Raw genomic sequence first — 15,484 nt, 5'->3', positions numbered from 1 at the left:
AAAAATAATTCTGAATGTTATTAAATAGATGAAGCCTGATATAAAATTTATTTTTAATCATAAGGTCAAGCTATATAATTGAAAAATCATTAGCTTTTACTCTAAATAGGGTAAAAAGCAATGGTGGGTATTTTTTAGTCAGTAGTGTGTTACAGTGAATACAAATAAACATGCTTATTTTAGGTGAGATATATTAATTTCAAATACTTATGTAGATTTTTTTCGAATAGTAAATTTTCAAGTTATTCTTAATCAATTAAATATCAGTGCTTTGCGGTTAAGAATGTATCTGGATAGAAACAGGTTAACAAATCCTTTAACCTATAGGTGAGTTTTCATCGTTGAGTAAATATAGAATCTTTGTTATTGATTGTATGAATTTGGTCGGCAGTGTTTTCTATATTCCATAAACATTCAGAGAGGCAAACATGGAACTAAAACTGCTAGAGGTCGGTCAGAATACGGAGCAATTAAGCTCGTGCCGTATATCTCTCATTTTAGGTGTCTATACCTCCAACAACCTATTAGACACCTTTTGTAAGATCGCCCGTAAACTTTTAAACGTTAAAACCAGTATTATCGGCTTCCACACGGAACCCTATATCTGGTACAGCTGTCCGCGCGGTTTTCGGGCCTTGCACGCCCCGCAGAACGTGAATCTGCCTGCGTATCTGCAACAGTCAGATGTCATTGACCAGATGCATCCTGCTTATACAGAACTGTCAAATTATGTGAAAGATCTCGGTGTAGCGCATCAGAGATTAGTCGCCTTTAATTTAAAATCAAGTAGCGGTGTGTCTTTTGGACAGGTCATTTTCTTTGATGATCAGACCGAACTGTTCGATCAGGACGATATTGCCACCATCAAACAATTTGCTGAAAGTTTAGTGATTCGAATTCAGCTCAATCAAGAACATACTGAACTGAAAGAATTATATGAACAGCAATGCGCACTCAACTTCAGTAAAACCAAATTTTTCCAGATTATTGCGCATGACTTGCGTGCACCATTTCATGGTTTACTGGGCTTTTCCGAAGTGCTAGCGCAGGAGCGTGACACTCTGGACGAATCCAGTATCCAGAGCATCGCGGATTATTTATATGATAATGCACAATCGACCTATAACCTGCTGGAAAGCCTGCTGACTTGGGCGATGGCAGAGGGTGGACGCTTTATTTATCATCCGATTAATTATGAATTGAAACAATCCAGTAATATTGTGTGCAGTGTGCTGAAAAGTCTGGCCTTAAATAAAAAAATTGAACTGGTTGATAATATTCCTGAAGACATCAAGGTACATGCGGATATCAACATGATTACCTCTGTCTTGCAGAACCTGGTGTCGAATGCGCTTAAATTCACCCCGGTGAATCAAGGCGGTAAAGTGATTTTAGCTGCAGAAATGGAAGGCGAGCAGGTCAAGATTACGATTCAGGATACTGGCTTGGGGATGACTGAAGAGCAGATGCAGAATCTGTTTAAACCGACTTTGGGTGTCAGTGTCAGAGGCACAGCTGAAGAGAAAGGGGCAGGTTTGGGTCTGGTGCTCTGCAAGCGCTTTATTGACCTGAACCATGGTCAAATTGCTGTAGATTCCAAAGAGGGTCGGGGTACGACCTTTACCGTGCATTTACCGATGGTCACCAATGATCATCAGGCACTGGTGCTTGAAGATGTACATATCGAGCAATCTTAAAGAAGTAAATTTCAAGCTAAAACATTCCCACTGAGACAAAACTCCTGCTATAACTAAGCAGAATGTTTCAGGGGAAGAGTTGAGTGATGAATGCGGCACAATTGCAGAAAACCTTAAGAGCCAGCCAATATGCCGAACAGGTATTGGCCAATCACCAGAGTCTACTGGAACAGGATTATGCAATTGACCAGTTTCAAGGCTCACTCAGTCGGAAATATATTGATCAGCTGGTGCAGCACTGCATCCTAAATATAAGCGATGAAGCAACGTGGATGCGCGCAATGCGTATTTTGCGGGCTCGATTGATGTTTCGTTGGATCTGGCAGGATGCCAATCAACTCACCGATGTCATTACCCTCACCCAAGAACTCTCCGATTTTGCCGATGCGTGCATCTGTGCGGCGAAAGATTTTGCCCGTATTCCGGTCGTTGCCAAGTATGGCCAGCCAATCGGCTATAACGGAAAAGTCCAAGATCTGATTGTCATTGCCATGGGGAAACTCGGCGCCCAAGAACTCAATCTTTCCAGTGATATCGACCTGATTTTTGCCTTCGATGAGCAGGGTGAAACTGATGGGCGTAAATGTATTGATGTGCAGCAGTTTTGCATCCTGTGGGGACAAAAACTCATTCATTTGCTGGATCAGATCACGGCGGATGGCTTTGTATTCCGCGTCGACATGCGCCTGCGTCCCTGGGGCGATGGTTCAGCACTAGCCATTAGTCATGCAGCCTTGGAAAAATATCTGAGCCAGCATGGGCGTGAATGGGAGCGTTATGCCTGGATTAAAGCGCGTATTGTCAATCCAAGTCCAGAAGGCGACGAGCTGCTGGAGATGACCCGTCCATTTGTATTTCGCAAGTACGTCGATTACAGCGCTTTTGAAGCCATGCGCGAAATGAAAGCCATGATCGAGCGCGAAGTACAGCGCCGTAATATTGAAGATGATATCAAGCTCGGAGCCGGTGGCATTCGCGAAGTCGAATTTATCGTGCAGGTGTTTCAGCTGATTTATGGCGGGGCCAAACTTGAATTGCAGGATCGGCAGTGTCTGGTGAATCTAAATCATCTGGATGATGCCGAGTTGCTGGATGAACAGGCGGTGCAGGATCTGGAAAATGCCTATTTATTCCTGCGCCGGGTTGAGCACGCGATTCAGGCACTGAATGATCAGCAAACGCAATCACTACCGACAGAGCCAGAGTTAAGGGCGCGTATAACGGACACACTTGGTTTTGCGGATTGGGACAGCTTTATGGCATATCTCAATGAAAAGCGTGACAAAGTGATGTATCAGTTTGATCATTTAATCAAGGAAAATGGCCCTGACACCTTGGTTGAAAGTTTTTCCCAGTTGGAAAAGAAACTCAAAGAAGTGTTGGATGATAATGCAAAGAATCTTGTCTATGAGTTTTGGAATGGGCATGCCTTAAAAAAATTACCGGCAAAGGCGGTACAACGTTTAAAAACCTTCTGGCCGCATTTAATTGAAGCCGTTTTACAGTCAGATGATCCTCAGGTGGCGTTGGTGCGCTTGATGCCCTTAGTCGAATCAGTGATGCGCCGTACGGTATATCTGGTGATGTTAATCGAGAGTAAAGGGGCGTTGCAGCGACTGGTGAAGATGGCCACGGTCAGCCCCTGGATTTGTGAAGAACTGACCCATTATCCGGTGCTACTGGATGAATTCCTGTCGATGGATTTTGAATTGCCAAAACGTCAGGATCTGGAAGACTCTTTACGTCAGCAACTTTTACGGATTGAAATTGATCAGGTCGAAGACCAGATGCGGGTCTTGCGCCTGTTTAAAAAATCTAATGTTCTGGCCGTTGCCGCCAGTGATGTGCTGGCTGAAAGTCCTTTAATGAAAGTTTCCGATGCCTTGACCGATATTGCTGAAGTATCGGTGAATGCAGCGCTGCATCTGGCCTATCAGATTGTGGCAAAAAAGCATGGTTTTCCACTGGATGCAGAAGGGCAGCGCTGTTCAGTCGAGCATACGGCTTTTGCAGTCATTGGTTATGGTAAAGTCGGTGGAATTGAATTGGGTTATGGCTCGGATCTGGATCTGGTGTTTATTCACTATATGGGTGAACAGGCCGATACCGATGGACTTAAGCCGATCAGTGGCTTTGAATTTGCCATGCGGGTTGCACAAAAGTTTATGTCACTGATGACCACGCAAACCTTGGATGGACGTGTATATGAAGTCGATACCCGATTGCGTCCATCGGGCGAAGCTGGGCTTTTGGTCACCAGTTTAAAAGCCTTTGAACAGTATCAGTTCAAGAGTGCCTGGCTATGGGAGCATCAGGCCTTGGTACGAGCCCGCCCGATTGCGGGTGAAATGAGCTTACGGAAAAAGTTTGAAGTCTTGCGCCGGGATATTTTGATTCAGCCCCGTGATGAAAATTATGTACGGGCAGAAGTACTGAAAATGCGTCAGAAAATGAAGGAGCATCTCGGTTCTTCTAAAGAGCAAAAAAAAGATGGTATTTTTCATTTAAAACAAGATGCAGGTGGTATCGTAGACATCGAATTTATGGCACAGTATGCGGTGTTGGCTTGGAGTGGGACGAATAAAGATCTCGCCCATTTCTCCGACAATGTACGAATTCTTGAGGATGCCGCAAAATCAGGTTGCTTATCCAGCGACGATGCGACTGCTCTGATTCAAGCTTATCTCCGTGAACGCGCCGAGAGCCACCGCTTAGCCCTTGCAAATCAATCCATGCAAGTGTCTGCAAGCGACTGGCACGATACCCGAATGACCGTTTGCAAGTTATGGCAAAGACTAATTGATCCAAGTGCAGACTTTGCACTGGATAGTGAATAATTGTGAGAAATTGGAGTTTGTGGCATGAATTTGGCTGATCGTGATGGTTTCATTTGGCAAGATGGACAACTAGTTGACTGGCGTGAGGCAAAAACTCACGTATTAACACATACTTTGCATTACAGCATGGGTGTGTTTGAAGGCGTCCGTGCTTATGAAACCCCGAATGGAACGGCTATTTTCCGTCTAAAAGAACATACGAAGCGTTTGTTGAATTCTGCAAAAATTTATCAAATGAAAGTTCCATTTGATCAAGCAGCATTAGAGCAAGCTCAAATTGATGTTGTTCGTGAAAACAAATTAGCGTCTTGCTATTTACGTCCAATTATTTTTATTGGTTCTGAAAAACTCGGTATTGCTGCAACTGACAATACCATTCATGCCGTAGTTGCGGCATGGAGCTGGGGTGCTTACCTCGGTGAAGAAGCAATGGCGAAGGGTATTCGCGTAAAAACTTCTTCATTTACCCACCATCATCCGAACGTCACTATGTGTAAGGCCAAAGCATCAGGCAACTACACCTTGTCCATTCTTGCACATCAGGAAGTGGCGCATTCAGGTTATGACGAAGCAATGCTGCTCGACCCACAAGGCTATGTATGCCAAGGTTCTGGCGAAAACGTATTCCTGGTGCGTGATGGCGTGATTCATACGCCTGATATCGCAGGTGGCGCGCTGGATGGTATTACCCGCCAAACCATTATTACTATTGCTAAAGACCTGGGTTATGACGTAATTGAACGTCGTATTACCCGTGATGAGTTCTACATCGCAGATGAAGCATTCTTTACCGGTACTGCTGCAGAAGTAACACCAATCCGTGAATACGATGATCGTCAGATTGGTGAGGGTGTACGTGGTCCAATCACCACACAAATCCAGAAAGCTTATTTTGATGCAGTTCAGGGTAAAGATCCTAAATATGCACACTGGTTAACTTATGTGAAGTAATTCAGAATTTATTGCTTGAAAAAACCTCTCATTTGAGAGGTTTTTTCAATATTAATTACGTAATATATTTAATTTTTTGATTCAGAAAATAGTTAAACATTTGCATCTTGTTTGTTTCAATCTGTTATAATGAATATCTTAAATGTAAGATATCATTATTTATTATGATAGAAAATATTATTTACCAAGCTAAAGTAATTCGAACTAAATTTGTATCAGACAAAAAATACTTAACGAAAAGATTTGTGTCTAAATTAGGTTATATTCCTAATTTTAATGCACCGCAAAGTTTTAATGAGAAAGTAACAGCGCGAATGATTTTTAGTCGTGATTCTCTGCATACAAAGCTCGCGGATAAAGCTGTAGTAAGGAAGTTAGTAGCAGAAAAAATAGGATGGGATTATTTTGTTCCTTTAATAGGACTATATAAATCCTATGATGATATTAAATTTGAGCAGTTTCCAGATAAGTTTGTTCTGAAGTGCAATCATGATAGTGGTAGTGCTATTATTTGTAATAATCGAAACAATTTTGATGTTCATAAGGCACGTTTAAAAATCAATAAACATTTAAGCATGAATATGTATTATCTTAAGCGAGAATGGCATTATAAAAATATCCAGCCTATGATTTTAGCTGAACAATATATTGATCTTTTTATGGATATAAATAATCAATATATAATTACCACTTGTCGTATTCATTGTTTTGAAGGGAAGCCAGAGTATTTAGAAGTAGATATCATTGATAATCTTAACAATGAATATTCAAATATTTATGATACTTCATGGTTATTACAACCATTTAAAGTAGATTTGAAAGAAAATGCACCTAATAATATAGGACGACCACCTCAGCTTGAGAAATTGTTAGAACTATCAGAGTCATTGTGTTTTTCTTATGGTTATAGTCGAATAGATTTTTTATTATCACAAGATCAAGTGTTTTTTAGTGAAATTACCCTAACACCAAATGCGGGTCGCATGATCATAACACCTATAGAATGGGATCAAAAACTTGGTTCTCTATGGAAGTCATGTTAGTAATTTAAATATATAAGGACCCATGCTAATAAAATAGAGTGAGTCCTTTTTAGAGTTTTAGACTTGATAAAAGTCTCGATACCAGTTCACGAACTGTTTTACTCCATCTTCTACGGATACTGAAGGTTTATAACTTACACTTTGTTCCAGAGCAGAACTATCTGCAAAAGTATCCGGTACATCACCTGGTTGCAGTGGTAGTAAGTCTAGGATTGCTTCTTTGCCCACAGCTTTTTCAATGGCACGGATATATTCAATCAGTTTCACTGGCGAATTATTTCCGATGTTAAAGATGCGGAACGGGGCATTGCTGGTTGATGGATCAGGGTTATTACTATCCCAGTCTAGATTAGGTGCAGCAATCTGGTCACTGGAACGGATCACCCCCTCAGCAATATCTACGACAAAGGTAAAGTCACGGGTATGGTTGCCGTGGTTAAAGACCGGAATAGGTTTGCCTTCAATAATGTTTTTGGTGAACTTGAATAGTGCCATATCTGGGCGACCCCAAGGACCATAAACGGTAAAGAAGCGCAGGCCTGTCGTTGGTAGCTTAAATAGATGGCTATAGCTATGCGCCATCAATTCATTGGCACGTTTGGTTGCTGCATAAAACTGGATCGGATGATCAACACCATGTTTTTCACTAAAAGGCATGGTGGTGTTGGCACCATAGACACTGCTGGTGCTGGCATAGGTCAGATGTGGCGTTTTGGCATAGCGACAGGCTTCAATAATATTGGTAAAGCCTACAATATTGCTTTCGACATAGCTCATTGGGTTTTCAAGCGAATAGCGTACACCTGCCTGTGCTGCCAGATGAATCACGCGATCAAATTGATGCTCCTGAAAACACTTTTCGACCACAGCTTTATCTGCGAGGTTAGCATGAATAAAATTGAACTGCCCCGTCTGCTGTTCTGCCGTTTGAATTAACAGATCTACACGTGCCTGTTTTAACGCTGGATCATAGTAGTCATTCATGTTGTCGAACCCGACGACATCATCACCACGTTCTAAAAGCTTTTTGGAAACATGAAATCCAATAAAACCTGCTGCACCTGTTACCAGAATTTTCATTCATCGCCTCCAAAAATATCACGTGTATAAACTTTATCTTCAACATTACTGAGATCTTTAGATCGACGATTGGTGATGATCACCTCTGCCCGCTGTTTAAAAATTTCTAAATCAGTAATTACTTCAGATTTAAAGAACTCTGCTTCTTTGAGCGTTGGCTCATAGATAATGACTTCAATACCTTTAGCCTTAAGGCGTTTCATCACGCCTTGGATGGCAGAGGCACGGAAATTATCTGAACCACTTTTCATGACCAGTCTATAAATCCCGACCACCGACGGATTTCTAGCTAAAATGGAATCGGCAATGAAGTCTTTACGGGTACGGTTAGAATCCACAATGGCCTGTATCAGATTGCTTGGTACCTGACTGTAGTTAGCCAATAACTGCTTGGTATCTTTTGGTAGGCAGTAACCGCCATAACCAAAGGAAGGGTTGTTATAGTGGTTGCCAATTCGCTGATCCAGACAGACACCTTCAATAATTTGCTGAGTATCTAAACCGAACGTTTGTGCATAGGTATCCAGTTCATTGAAGAAAGCCACGCGCATAGCCAGATAGGTATTGGCAAATAACTTGATTGCTTCAGCTTCGGTTGAGTCAGTAAACAGCACAGTGCTGTCTTTTTTGATTGCACCTTCAATCAGCATATCTGCAAATTGTTGGGCACGCGCTGACTTCTCTCCAACAATAATACGTGATGGATAAAGGTTGTCATGTAGGGCTTTACCTTCACGCAAAAATTCTGGAGAGAAAATAATATTTTCTGTATTAAATTTCTCTTTTACGGTTTTGGTGAAGCCCACAGGAACCGTAGACTTAATAATCATGACTGCTTGAGGATTAATCTCGGTTACATCACCAATGACACTTTCCACACTCTGGGTATTAAAATAATTGGTTTTAGTGTCGTAATCCGTAGGTGTTGCAATAATGACAAAATCTGCGTTCTGATAAGCTTCATATTTGTCAGTTGTTGCCCGGAAGTTCAGTGGTTTTTCACTTAAAAAAGCTGAAATGTCATGATCCTGAATTGGAGAAACCTTCTGATTCAACATTTCAACTTTGCTGTCGATAATATCTAATGCCACGACTTCATGATGTTGTGAGAAGATCATGGCATTGGAAAGGCCGACGTAACCGGTACCTGCAACTGCTATTTTCATATCAACCTGATTATGTGTTTCTAATAGAGGGGGCTTGAGTTCAAGCCAATATTGGTGTTCTCGAAGCGACTGCACATCATACCATAAAGTATTTTTGAGTATGATGAAGGCGTTGAAAAGCAGGCAGTAACTTTGCTTTAGAAATGGTATGATATGGCGCAGAATGCTGGTGGAAGATGAATACATGCAGGAAAACGTAAGCGACTCACTGTCAGACCAGACTCATACACAGTCTGAACAGAATATTGTGCTATGCATGAAGTGGGGCACCAAATATGGGGCAGAGTACGTCAATCGTTTATACAATATGGTCAAACGTCATACCACGGTTGATTTTAAAATGATGTGTCTGACTGATCGTACTGAAGGCATTGATTCTGCTGTTGAATGTTTTCCAATTCCTCCATTGGCCCTGCCAGCAGGCAGTCCTGAACGCGGCTGGAATAAACTTTCTACATTTGAACCTGATTTATATGGTTTAAAAGGTAATGCACTATTCCTCGATTTAGATGTTGTCATTGTTGATAATATTGATAGTTTCTTTACCCATCCAGGTGATTTTCTGATTATCCATGACTGGAAACGCCCATGGCGTATTACCGGAAATAGTTCAGTTTATCGTTTTAAGTTAGGTGCTTTCCCGGGACTGATGCCATATTTCCGTGAACATTTTGACGAAATCCGCCAGAAATTCCGTAATGAGCAGGCTTATTTATCCTGGTATGTTGATCAGGAAAAGAAACTGAGTTATTGGCCGGATTCCTGGTGCAAGAGCTATAAATATCACTGTCTGCAAAAAATTCCCATGGCTTATTTCAAGCCACCAGTGAAGCCGGAAGGCGTCAAAATTATTATTTTCCATGGTGAAATCAATCCACCAGATGCCATTAATGGCGGTGGTGGTAAATGGTACCGTTATGTGTTGCCATCGCAATGGATCAAGGATGCTTGGCAATAATTATTAGATGTAATAATTTAGCCATCAGGTACATATTTTTAAGTGATAAAGTGAATGCAGCAGATTGATATTGTAATTGCCTGGGTGGATGGCAATGATCTTGAATTAAAAAGGAAACGTCATAAATATCTGACTGGTGAAGATGCATCTGATGCAGTCAGTGATACCCGTTTCGCCAGTGATAATGAAATCTACTACAACATTGCTTCAATCCTGAAATATGTACCTTTTTGCCGCAATATTTTTGTGGTGACAGATAACCAGCGTCCAGAATTTATTGATGAGTTTGCTGCACAAGGTCTGTGTTCTGCTGATAAGATCCGTGTAGTGGATCATCGGGAAATTTTTAAAGGTTATGAGCAGCATTTGCCCAATTTCAATACCCGATCGATTGAAAGTATGCTCTGGAATATTGAAGGATTATCAGACTACTTTATTTATTTGAATGATGACTTCTTCTTTAATTCAACCGCACAGGTAGACGACTTTCTAAACGGTGAGCGTTTGGTGATTTATGGTCACTGGCAAAGCAGTTTTGCGCTGAAGACAAAGTTGAAGTATCGCCAATTTTTGCAGCGCCAATTTGGCAAGCCGATTCAACCGAAGCATATGATTGCACAAATGTTAGGCGCGGATATCTTAGGCTTTAAAAAGTTTTTCGAGATCCATCATTATCCACATATTGTGGATCGTCATGTTTTGAAAGATTATTTTCTGACAGATCCACAGTTGCTGGAAACCCAGATTAAATACAAGTTCCGCAGTGTAGAGCAGCTTAATCCCATTTCACTGATGAATCATCTCAAGATTCAAAAGCAGGAAGCTGAGCTGAAGCCTGATATTGAATTGGCTTATCTAAAAAATGAAGATAGCCTTGGCAGTTTCGTTTCAGCCTTGACCAATCCTGCAATAAAATATGGCTGTATTCAAAGTCTGGATCAATTGAATCCGGCAGAAGCAAAACAGGTGAGTGATGCCATGCAGCAAAAACTGGCTGGTTATTTACCCAATTCAATTTTGGTTTAGAGGTTCATGATGAAAATAATCACTTATCTGATTAATCTGGATGGTAGTCATGAACGGCTGGAACGAGCGACTCAGCAACTGGATGCAGTACAGTGGCCTTTTGAGCGTTTCTCTGCAGTCGATGGTCGTGGTAAAGCTTTAACTGAATTTGCCAACTATGATGATCAAGGTGCGAAACAGATTTTAGGTCGTAGCCTGATTAACTCGGAACTTGGTTGTTATCTCAGCCATTATGGCTGTGCAGAGAAGTTTTTGAATACTGATGCAGATTACCTGATTGTGCTTGAAGATGATATGAAGATTGGTCCAGACTTTAAGACAAAGCTGGATGGTCTGTTTGAATATCTGGACCAGTATAAAAAACTGGATTGGTATTTAATTAATATTGCCGCCAAAAAGAAAAAGCTGGCAAAAGATATTACCCAGATTGAAGATATGAGTGTCTGGCATGCCTTCTACTTTCCTATTCGTGGTTTGGGTTTAATCTGGTCACGTCAAGGTGCTCGAGCGTTTGTAGAAGCTGGTAAAACCATAAACATGCCGGTAGATATTTTCTTCCAGACTTGGCTGAGTAAGAATGGTAAAGGTTTAGGGGTATGGCCAGCCTTGGTTCGACCTGCTGGTCTGGATAGTGATATTTTGGGAACAGTGGCTTCTGAGGGTGTATCACGTAAGGAAAAAGAAAATCGTAGTTTATCGTATGGGTTGAAAAAGCAGAAACGTATGTGGCGTGATCGTATATATGCTTTAAATCACTTATTATTTTGAATAATTTCATAATTTACGAGTTTACATAAATGTTTTTTAAAAAAAAATTAAGAGTAGAGCGAGCTTCAATAGTAGATGCTCGTTCAGAAGAAGTCTTTAAAACTTTGAATAATATGCTGCCTTGTTATTGGTGGGATTCTACCCCAAATTTTGGGGATTGGATCGGGCCATGGCTTATATCTATGAAGACCGGTAAGAGTATTGTAAACAGTCGAAATTTTTCTAACGTCCCAAAAACTATTTTTTCAGTTGGTTCAGTTATTCATCATTTAATTGATACAGATACAGAAATACAGGTTTGGGGTTCAGGATTAATAAAACCGATTGATAATCGAAAAGTCAGAAAGTTTAAAAAAGTAATTCCTCGGGTAACATTCTTGGCTGTACGTGGACGATTAACAAAAAATGAATTAGTTCAACAATTAGGAATTAATATACCTGATATATTTGGCGATCCAGCACTTTTATTACCTCGATATTATTCTCCAAAACAGCAAAAAAAGATAAAGATAGCCCTTTGTCCTCATTATGAACATTTTGATTTACTTCATCAGATGTTTAAAGAAGATGAGGATATTAAAGTTATTAATGTTAAAAGAGAACCATGGTTAGTAATTGATGAAATAGCTAGCGCGGATGTTTGTATTTCTAGTTCATTGCATGGTTTAATTATTGCTCAAGCTTATGGTATTCCATGGATTTGGTTGCATTTTGATGACAAAAAGTTAATCGGAGATCGTTTTAAATTTTATGATTTTTATTCAACATTAAAGTCATGTTCTAATGAGCATGTTGTTAACTTAACAACGGAACTAAATAAAGAAGATATTTTAGCTGCTTCTAAGCGGGCGCGGTTATTTGAGTATGATATTAACCTTGACCTATTGGATCAAAGCCTAGTTTAAAATTATGTGTTCATATATAAATTTTTATTACTATCAATCTTCCTAAACCTTTTATATCCCCACAAATACTGTTCTGGAGCGACATTAATCATGCGCTCCATTTCTTTATTTAAGGTATCCACAGAACACTGTAGGTCTTTCGACGAAATATCGTCAGAAAGTTGGGTCACAACAATATCATAACCAGATAAATCATCACGTCTTAAACAGCTCAGCCCAATTACAGCACATTGAGTTTTAGCTGCCAGTTTGGAAAGTAAGGTAGAAGATAAGGCATTTTGACCATAAAAATAAGAATAGATTCCCCCAGATTCTTTAGGAACATGATCCGGTAAAATCGCAGAAAAACCACCTTGTTTTAAATGCTTAAATAAAGCACGTACCCCAGAATCATCAGTCGGAACCAGTGTGGCATTCAGACGTTGCCGAGCTTCAAGCATAAAACGATCGATGTCTTCATTCTTGCTGGGTTTGTACATAATCACGGGTGATGTATGCTGGTTTACCCAGACATTCAACAGCTCCCACGTACCAAAATGTGGAACTACAGCCAAGCAGCCCTGAGGATTTTGCAAAGCTTGAATAAATAGATCTGCACCATGCACATCTCGAATTAAAGACAGCGCATATTCAGAAGATGAACCCCAAATTTTGACGGATTCTGCATACGTCATGCACTGACTTTTGAGGCTGCGTTTAGTCAAATCAGCTCGTTCAGATTCGGAAAGTTCTGGATAAGCAGAGGCCAGATTAATCTCAGTCACTCGGCGTGCAGAAGAATGGCTGAAATACAAAAGAGATCCAGCCAGTTGCGCAAGATTTTGAATGAATCTTAACGGAAGCTTGGAGAAATTTTTGAGTAGGGTGTACATGGTATCCAGATGGTCAGATTATAGGTCTTTGTCCGGATTGCCCTTCAGCACCATATAAATCAAACCTACAAAAATCAGCAGGGCACCTAAAATACTGCTCAGGCAAAAATACACAATACGGTCATTGGTATCGAGGTTGAACAGGTTGTTGGCAAGGATATAGCGCATGAACAGCCATTGAACCACTGAAAATACAATAAGCATAATGCTGCGATTACGAACTGCAGGACGCATAGCCATTGCTAATTACCTTAGATTAAAAACTGTGGCTATTATGCCACTGTTCCAGATGTGACTCAATCACACAAAAAAAGCCCCACACGAGGCAGGGCTTTTTCACTTAAATTTTCAAGAATTATTCTTGAGATTCAGCTTTTGGTTTTTCACGTAAGCGAATACCAAGGTCACGCAGCTGGTTTGATTCAACTGGTGCTGGTGCTTGCGTTAATGGACATTCAGCAGTCTTGGTTTTCGGGAATGCAATCACGTCACGAATAGAAGAACCGCCAGTCATGAGCATCACCAGACGGTCAAGACCGAATGCCAAACCACCATGCGGAGGAGCACCGTAACGTAATGCATTTAATAAGAAGCTAAATTTCTCTTCTGCTTCTTCTTCACCAATACCAAGCGCTTCAAAGATCGCTTTTTGCATTTCAAGGTTGTGAATACGCAGTGAACCACCACCGATTTCAGTACCGTTTAATACCATGTCATAAGCCACAGACAATGCCGCACCTGGGTTGTTCTTCACTTCTTCTACGCTAGATTTTGGCAGCGTGAATGGGTGGTGAACAGACGTCCATTTACCATCATCAGTTTCTTCAAACATTGGGAAATCAACAACCCAAAGTGGTGCCCACTTGCAAGTTGATAATTTAAGGTCATGACCGATTTTCACACGAAGCGCGCCCATGGCATCGTTTACAACTTTGGCTTTGTCTGCACCGAAGAATACGATGTCGCCATTTTCAGCGCCAACACGTTTCAATAGATCAAGCACGATTGGCTCGATGAATTTCACGATTGGAGATTGAAGACCTTCGATACCTTTTTCAAGTTCGTTGACTTTGATGTAGGCCAAACCACGTGCACCGTAGATGCCTACAAACTTGGTGTATTCATCAATCGCGCTACGTGGAAGTGAACCAGCACCCGGTACGCGAAGCGCAACGATACGACCTTTAGGATCTTTTGCAGGGCCTGCGAATACTTTGAACTCAACGTCTTGCATTAAGTCTGCAACGTCAACCAGTTTCAAAGGAATACGCATATCCGGTTTGTCAGATGCATAGTCACGCATTGCATCGTTGTAGGTCATGCGTGGGAATTTATCAAACTCAACATTTAGAAGTTCTTTGAACATCTTAACGGTTAGAGTTTCCATTAAATCCATGATGTCATCGTCACTCATGAACGATGTTTCAACGTCGATTTGGGTGAATTCTGGCTGACGATCCGCACGTAAGTCTTCGTCACGGAAACATTTAGCAATTTGGTAGTAACGATCAATACCGCCCACCATCAACAACTGTTTGAATAGCTGTGGAGATTGTGGCAGTGCGTAGAAACTACCGTTAGATACACGGCTTGGCACTAAATAGTCACGCGCACCTTCAGGAGTCGCACGTGTCAAAATTGGTGTTTCAACGTCTAAGAAACCATTGTCTTCGAAGTAGTTACGAATCAGGTTGGTTAACTTAGAACGGAAGCGTAAACGATCTAACATTTCTGGACGACGGATGTCCAAGAAACGGTATTTCAAACGAATTTCTTCAGAAATATTGGTGTTTTCGTCATTCAATGGGAATGGCGGAGTTTCAGACTGAGCAAGAACTTCAATTTCTTTACCCAAGACTTCGATTTGACCGCTCACCATATTGGCATTTTCTGTGCCTTCATAACGGCGACGTACACGGCCTGTAATTTTTAATACAAATTCTGAACGTACTTTATCAGCAGTTGCGAATGCTTCAGGAGTATCTGGGTCAATAACCACTTGAACAAGACCATCACGGTCACGCATGTCAAGGAAGATTACACCACCGTGGTCACGGCGACGGTGTACCCAACCGCATAATGTTACGGTTTGGTCAATTTGAGCTTCGGTTAAAGAACCGCAGTAATGAGTTCGCATCATAGCGTTAGAAATCCAACTATATGGGTTAAGGTCAGCGAATA

Annotated in this window: 13 protein-coding genes; 8 read left to right on the top strand and 5 right to left on the bottom strand. The window is 41.0% G+C overall.

The features are described from left to right. The first annotated feature begins 428 nt into the window (after nucleotides 1-428). The 4 genes from FTV08_RS08335 (at nucleotide 429) to FTV08_RS08320 (ending at nucleotide 6,528) form a co-directional block, all read left to right on the top strand. Nucleotides 429-1,697 (top strand): sensor histidine kinase KdpD, encoded by a 1,269-nt coding sequence (locus tag FTV08_RS08335; protein WP_180087081.1) that lies wholly within the window; start codon nucleotides 429-431, stop codon nucleotides 1,695-1,697. An 86-nt stretch (nucleotides 1,698-1,783) separates the two neighbouring features. Continuing rightward, on the top strand, nucleotides 1,784-4,534 hold the full coding sequence (gene glnE / locus FTV08_RS08330) for a bifunctional [glutamate--ammonia ligase]-adenylyl-L-tyrosine phosphorylase/[glutamate--ammonia-ligase] adenylyltransferase (RefSeq protein ID WP_180087080.1): 2,751 nt from the start codon (nucleotides 1,784-1,786) through the stop codon (nucleotides 4,532-4,534). A gap of 24 nt (nucleotides 4,535-4,558) precedes the next feature. Next, the gene (locus FTV08_RS08325) at nucleotides 4,559-5,485 is read left to right on the top strand and encodes a branched-chain amino acid transaminase (RefSeq protein WP_004278329.1); all 927 of its coding nucleotides are present in this window, start codon (nucleotides 4,559-4,561) and stop codon (nucleotides 5,483-5,485) included. 164 nt (nucleotides 5,486-5,649) lie between these two features. Next, nucleotides 5,650-6,528, top strand: a complete 879-nt coding sequence (locus FTV08_RS08320; protein ID WP_180031526.1) for an ATP-grasp fold amidoligase family protein — start codon at nucleotides 5,650-5,652, stop codon at nucleotides 6,526-6,528. Between the two features lie 57 nt (nucleotides 6,529-6,585). On the opposite strand, the gene FTV08_RS08315 is transcribed toward FTV08_RS08320, so the two are convergent. Beyond that, nucleotides 6,586-7,608 carry an NAD-dependent epimerase gene (locus tag FTV08_RS08315; protein ID WP_180087079.1) on the bottom strand — a complete coding sequence of 341 codons (1,023 nt, stop codon included), beginning with the start codon at nucleotides 7,606-7,608 and terminating at the stop codon, nucleotides 6,586-6,588. Next, a complete protein-coding gene (locus FTV08_RS08310) occupies nucleotides 7,605-8,774 on the bottom strand; it encodes a nucleotide sugar dehydrogenase (RefSeq protein ID WP_180087078.1) in 1,170 nt (389 codons plus the stop codon). Before FTV08_RS08310 ends, FTV08_RS08315 begins: the two co-directional genes overlap by 4 nt. Nucleotides 8,775-8,958: 184 nt before the next feature. Here FTV08_RS08310 and FTV08_RS08305 point away from each other — a divergent pair, with 184 nt between their 5' ends. Genes FTV08_RS08305 through FTV08_RS08290 form a run of 4 tightly spaced genes read left to right on the top strand, consistent with a single transcriptional unit; the run spans nucleotide 8,959 to nucleotide 12,431 of the window. Next, nucleotides 8,959-9,732: a glycosyltransferase gene (locus FTV08_RS08305; protein WP_180087119.1), complete on the top strand. Its 774-nt coding sequence runs from the start codon at nucleotides 8,959-8,961 to the stop codon at nucleotides 9,730-9,732. 54 nt (nucleotides 9,733-9,786) lie between these two features. After that, on the top strand, nucleotides 9,787-10,758 hold the full coding sequence (locus tag FTV08_RS08300; protein WP_180087077.1) for a Stealth CR1 domain-containing protein: 972 nt from the start codon (nucleotides 9,787-9,789) through the stop codon (nucleotides 10,756-10,758). Between the two features lie 9 nt (nucleotides 10,759-10,767). Then, nucleotides 10,768-11,526 carry a glycosyltransferase family 25 protein gene (locus FTV08_RS08295; protein ID WP_180087118.1) on the top strand — a complete coding sequence of 253 codons (759 nt, stop codon included), beginning with the start codon at nucleotides 10,768-10,770 and terminating at the stop codon, nucleotides 11,524-11,526. A 29-nt stretch (nucleotides 11,527-11,555) separates the two neighbouring features. Then, nucleotides 11,556-12,431, top strand: a complete 876-nt coding sequence (locus FTV08_RS08290) for a polysaccharide pyruvyl transferase family protein (protein WP_180087076.1) — start codon at nucleotides 11,556-11,558, stop codon at nucleotides 12,429-12,431. A 2-nt stretch (nucleotides 12,432-12,433) separates the two neighbouring features. Here FTV08_RS08290 and FTV08_RS08285 read toward each other — a convergent pair whose 3' ends face one another. The 3 genes from FTV08_RS08285 to aspS form a co-directional block, all read right to left on the bottom strand. Next, entirely contained in the window at nucleotides 12,434-13,303 is an 870-nt protein-coding gene (locus FTV08_RS08285) for a lysophospholipid acyltransferase family protein (protein ID WP_180087075.1), read from the bottom strand. An 18-nt stretch (nucleotides 13,304-13,321) separates the two neighbouring features. After that, on the bottom strand, nucleotides 13,322-13,543 hold the full coding sequence (locus FTV08_RS08280) for a hypothetical protein (RefSeq protein WP_004278319.1): 222 nt from the start codon (nucleotides 13,541-13,543) through the stop codon (nucleotides 13,322-13,324). 115 nt (nucleotides 13,544-13,658) lie between these two features. Beyond that, nucleotides 13,659-15,443 (bottom strand): aspartate--tRNA ligase, encoded by a 1,785-nt coding sequence (gene aspS / locus FTV08_RS08275; protein ID WP_180087074.1) that lies wholly within the window; start codon nucleotides 15,441-15,443, stop codon nucleotides 13,659-13,661. Between the last annotated feature and the right edge of the window lie 41 nt (nucleotides 15,444-15,484).

The sequence above is a fragment of the Acinetobacter sp. YH12226 genome, from assembly GCF_013417805.1.
Taxonomy (GTDB): Bacteria; Pseudomonadota; Gammaproteobacteria; order Pseudomonadales; family Moraxellaceae; genus Acinetobacter.
Note: the sequence above shows the minus strand (reverse complement) of the source record. Positions and strands in the feature narration are given on the sequence as shown.

Bases quoted from the DNA above. Each gene is read 5' to 3' on its own strand.
- FTV08_RS08325 (WP_004278329.1), top strand. From the start codon at position 4,559: ATGAATTTGGCTGATCGTGATGGTTTCATTTGGCAAGATGGACAACTA.
- FTV08_RS08310 (WP_180087078.1), bottom strand. From the start codon at position 8,774: ATGAAAATAGCAGTTGCAGGTACCGGTTACGTCGGCCTTTCCAATGCC.
- glnE (WP_180087080.1), top strand. From the start codon at position 1,784: ATGAATGCGGCACAATTGCAGAAAACCTTAAGAGCCAGCCAATATGCC.
- aspS (WP_180087074.1), bottom strand. From the start codon at position 15,443: ATGATGCGAACTCATTACTGCGGTTCTTTAACCGAAGCTCAAATTGAC.
- FTV08_RS08280 (WP_004278319.1), bottom strand. From the start codon at position 13,543: ATGGCTATGCGTCCTGCAGTTCGTAATCGCAGCATTATGCTTATTGTA.
- FTV08_RS08315 (WP_180087079.1), bottom strand. From the start codon at position 7,608: ATGAAAATTCTGGTAACAGGTGCAGCAGGTTTTATTGGATTTCATGTT.
- FTV08_RS08295 (WP_180087118.1), top strand. From the start codon at position 10,768: ATGAAAATAATCACTTATCTGATTAATCTGGATGGTAGTCATGAACGG.
- FTV08_RS08290 (WP_180087076.1), top strand. From the start codon at position 11,556: ATGTTTTTTAAAAAAAAATTAAGAGTAGAGCGAGCTTCAATAGTAGAT.
- FTV08_RS08305 (WP_180087119.1), top strand. From the start codon at position 8,959: ATGCAGGAAAACGTAAGCGACTCACTGTCAGACCAGACTCATACACAG.
- FTV08_RS08300 (WP_180087077.1), top strand. From the start codon at position 9,787: ATGCAGCAGATTGATATTGTAATTGCCTGGGTGGATGGCAATGATCTT.
- FTV08_RS08285 (WP_180087075.1), bottom strand. From the start codon at position 13,303: ATGTACACCCTACTCAAAAATTTCTCCAAGCTTCCGTTAAGATTCATT.
- FTV08_RS08335 (WP_180087081.1), top strand. From the start codon at position 429: ATGGAACTAAAACTGCTAGAGGTCGGTCAGAATACGGAGCAATTAAGC.
- FTV08_RS08320 (WP_180031526.1), top strand. From the start codon at position 5,650: ATGATAGAAAATATTATTTACCAAGCTAAAGTAATTCGAACTAAATTT.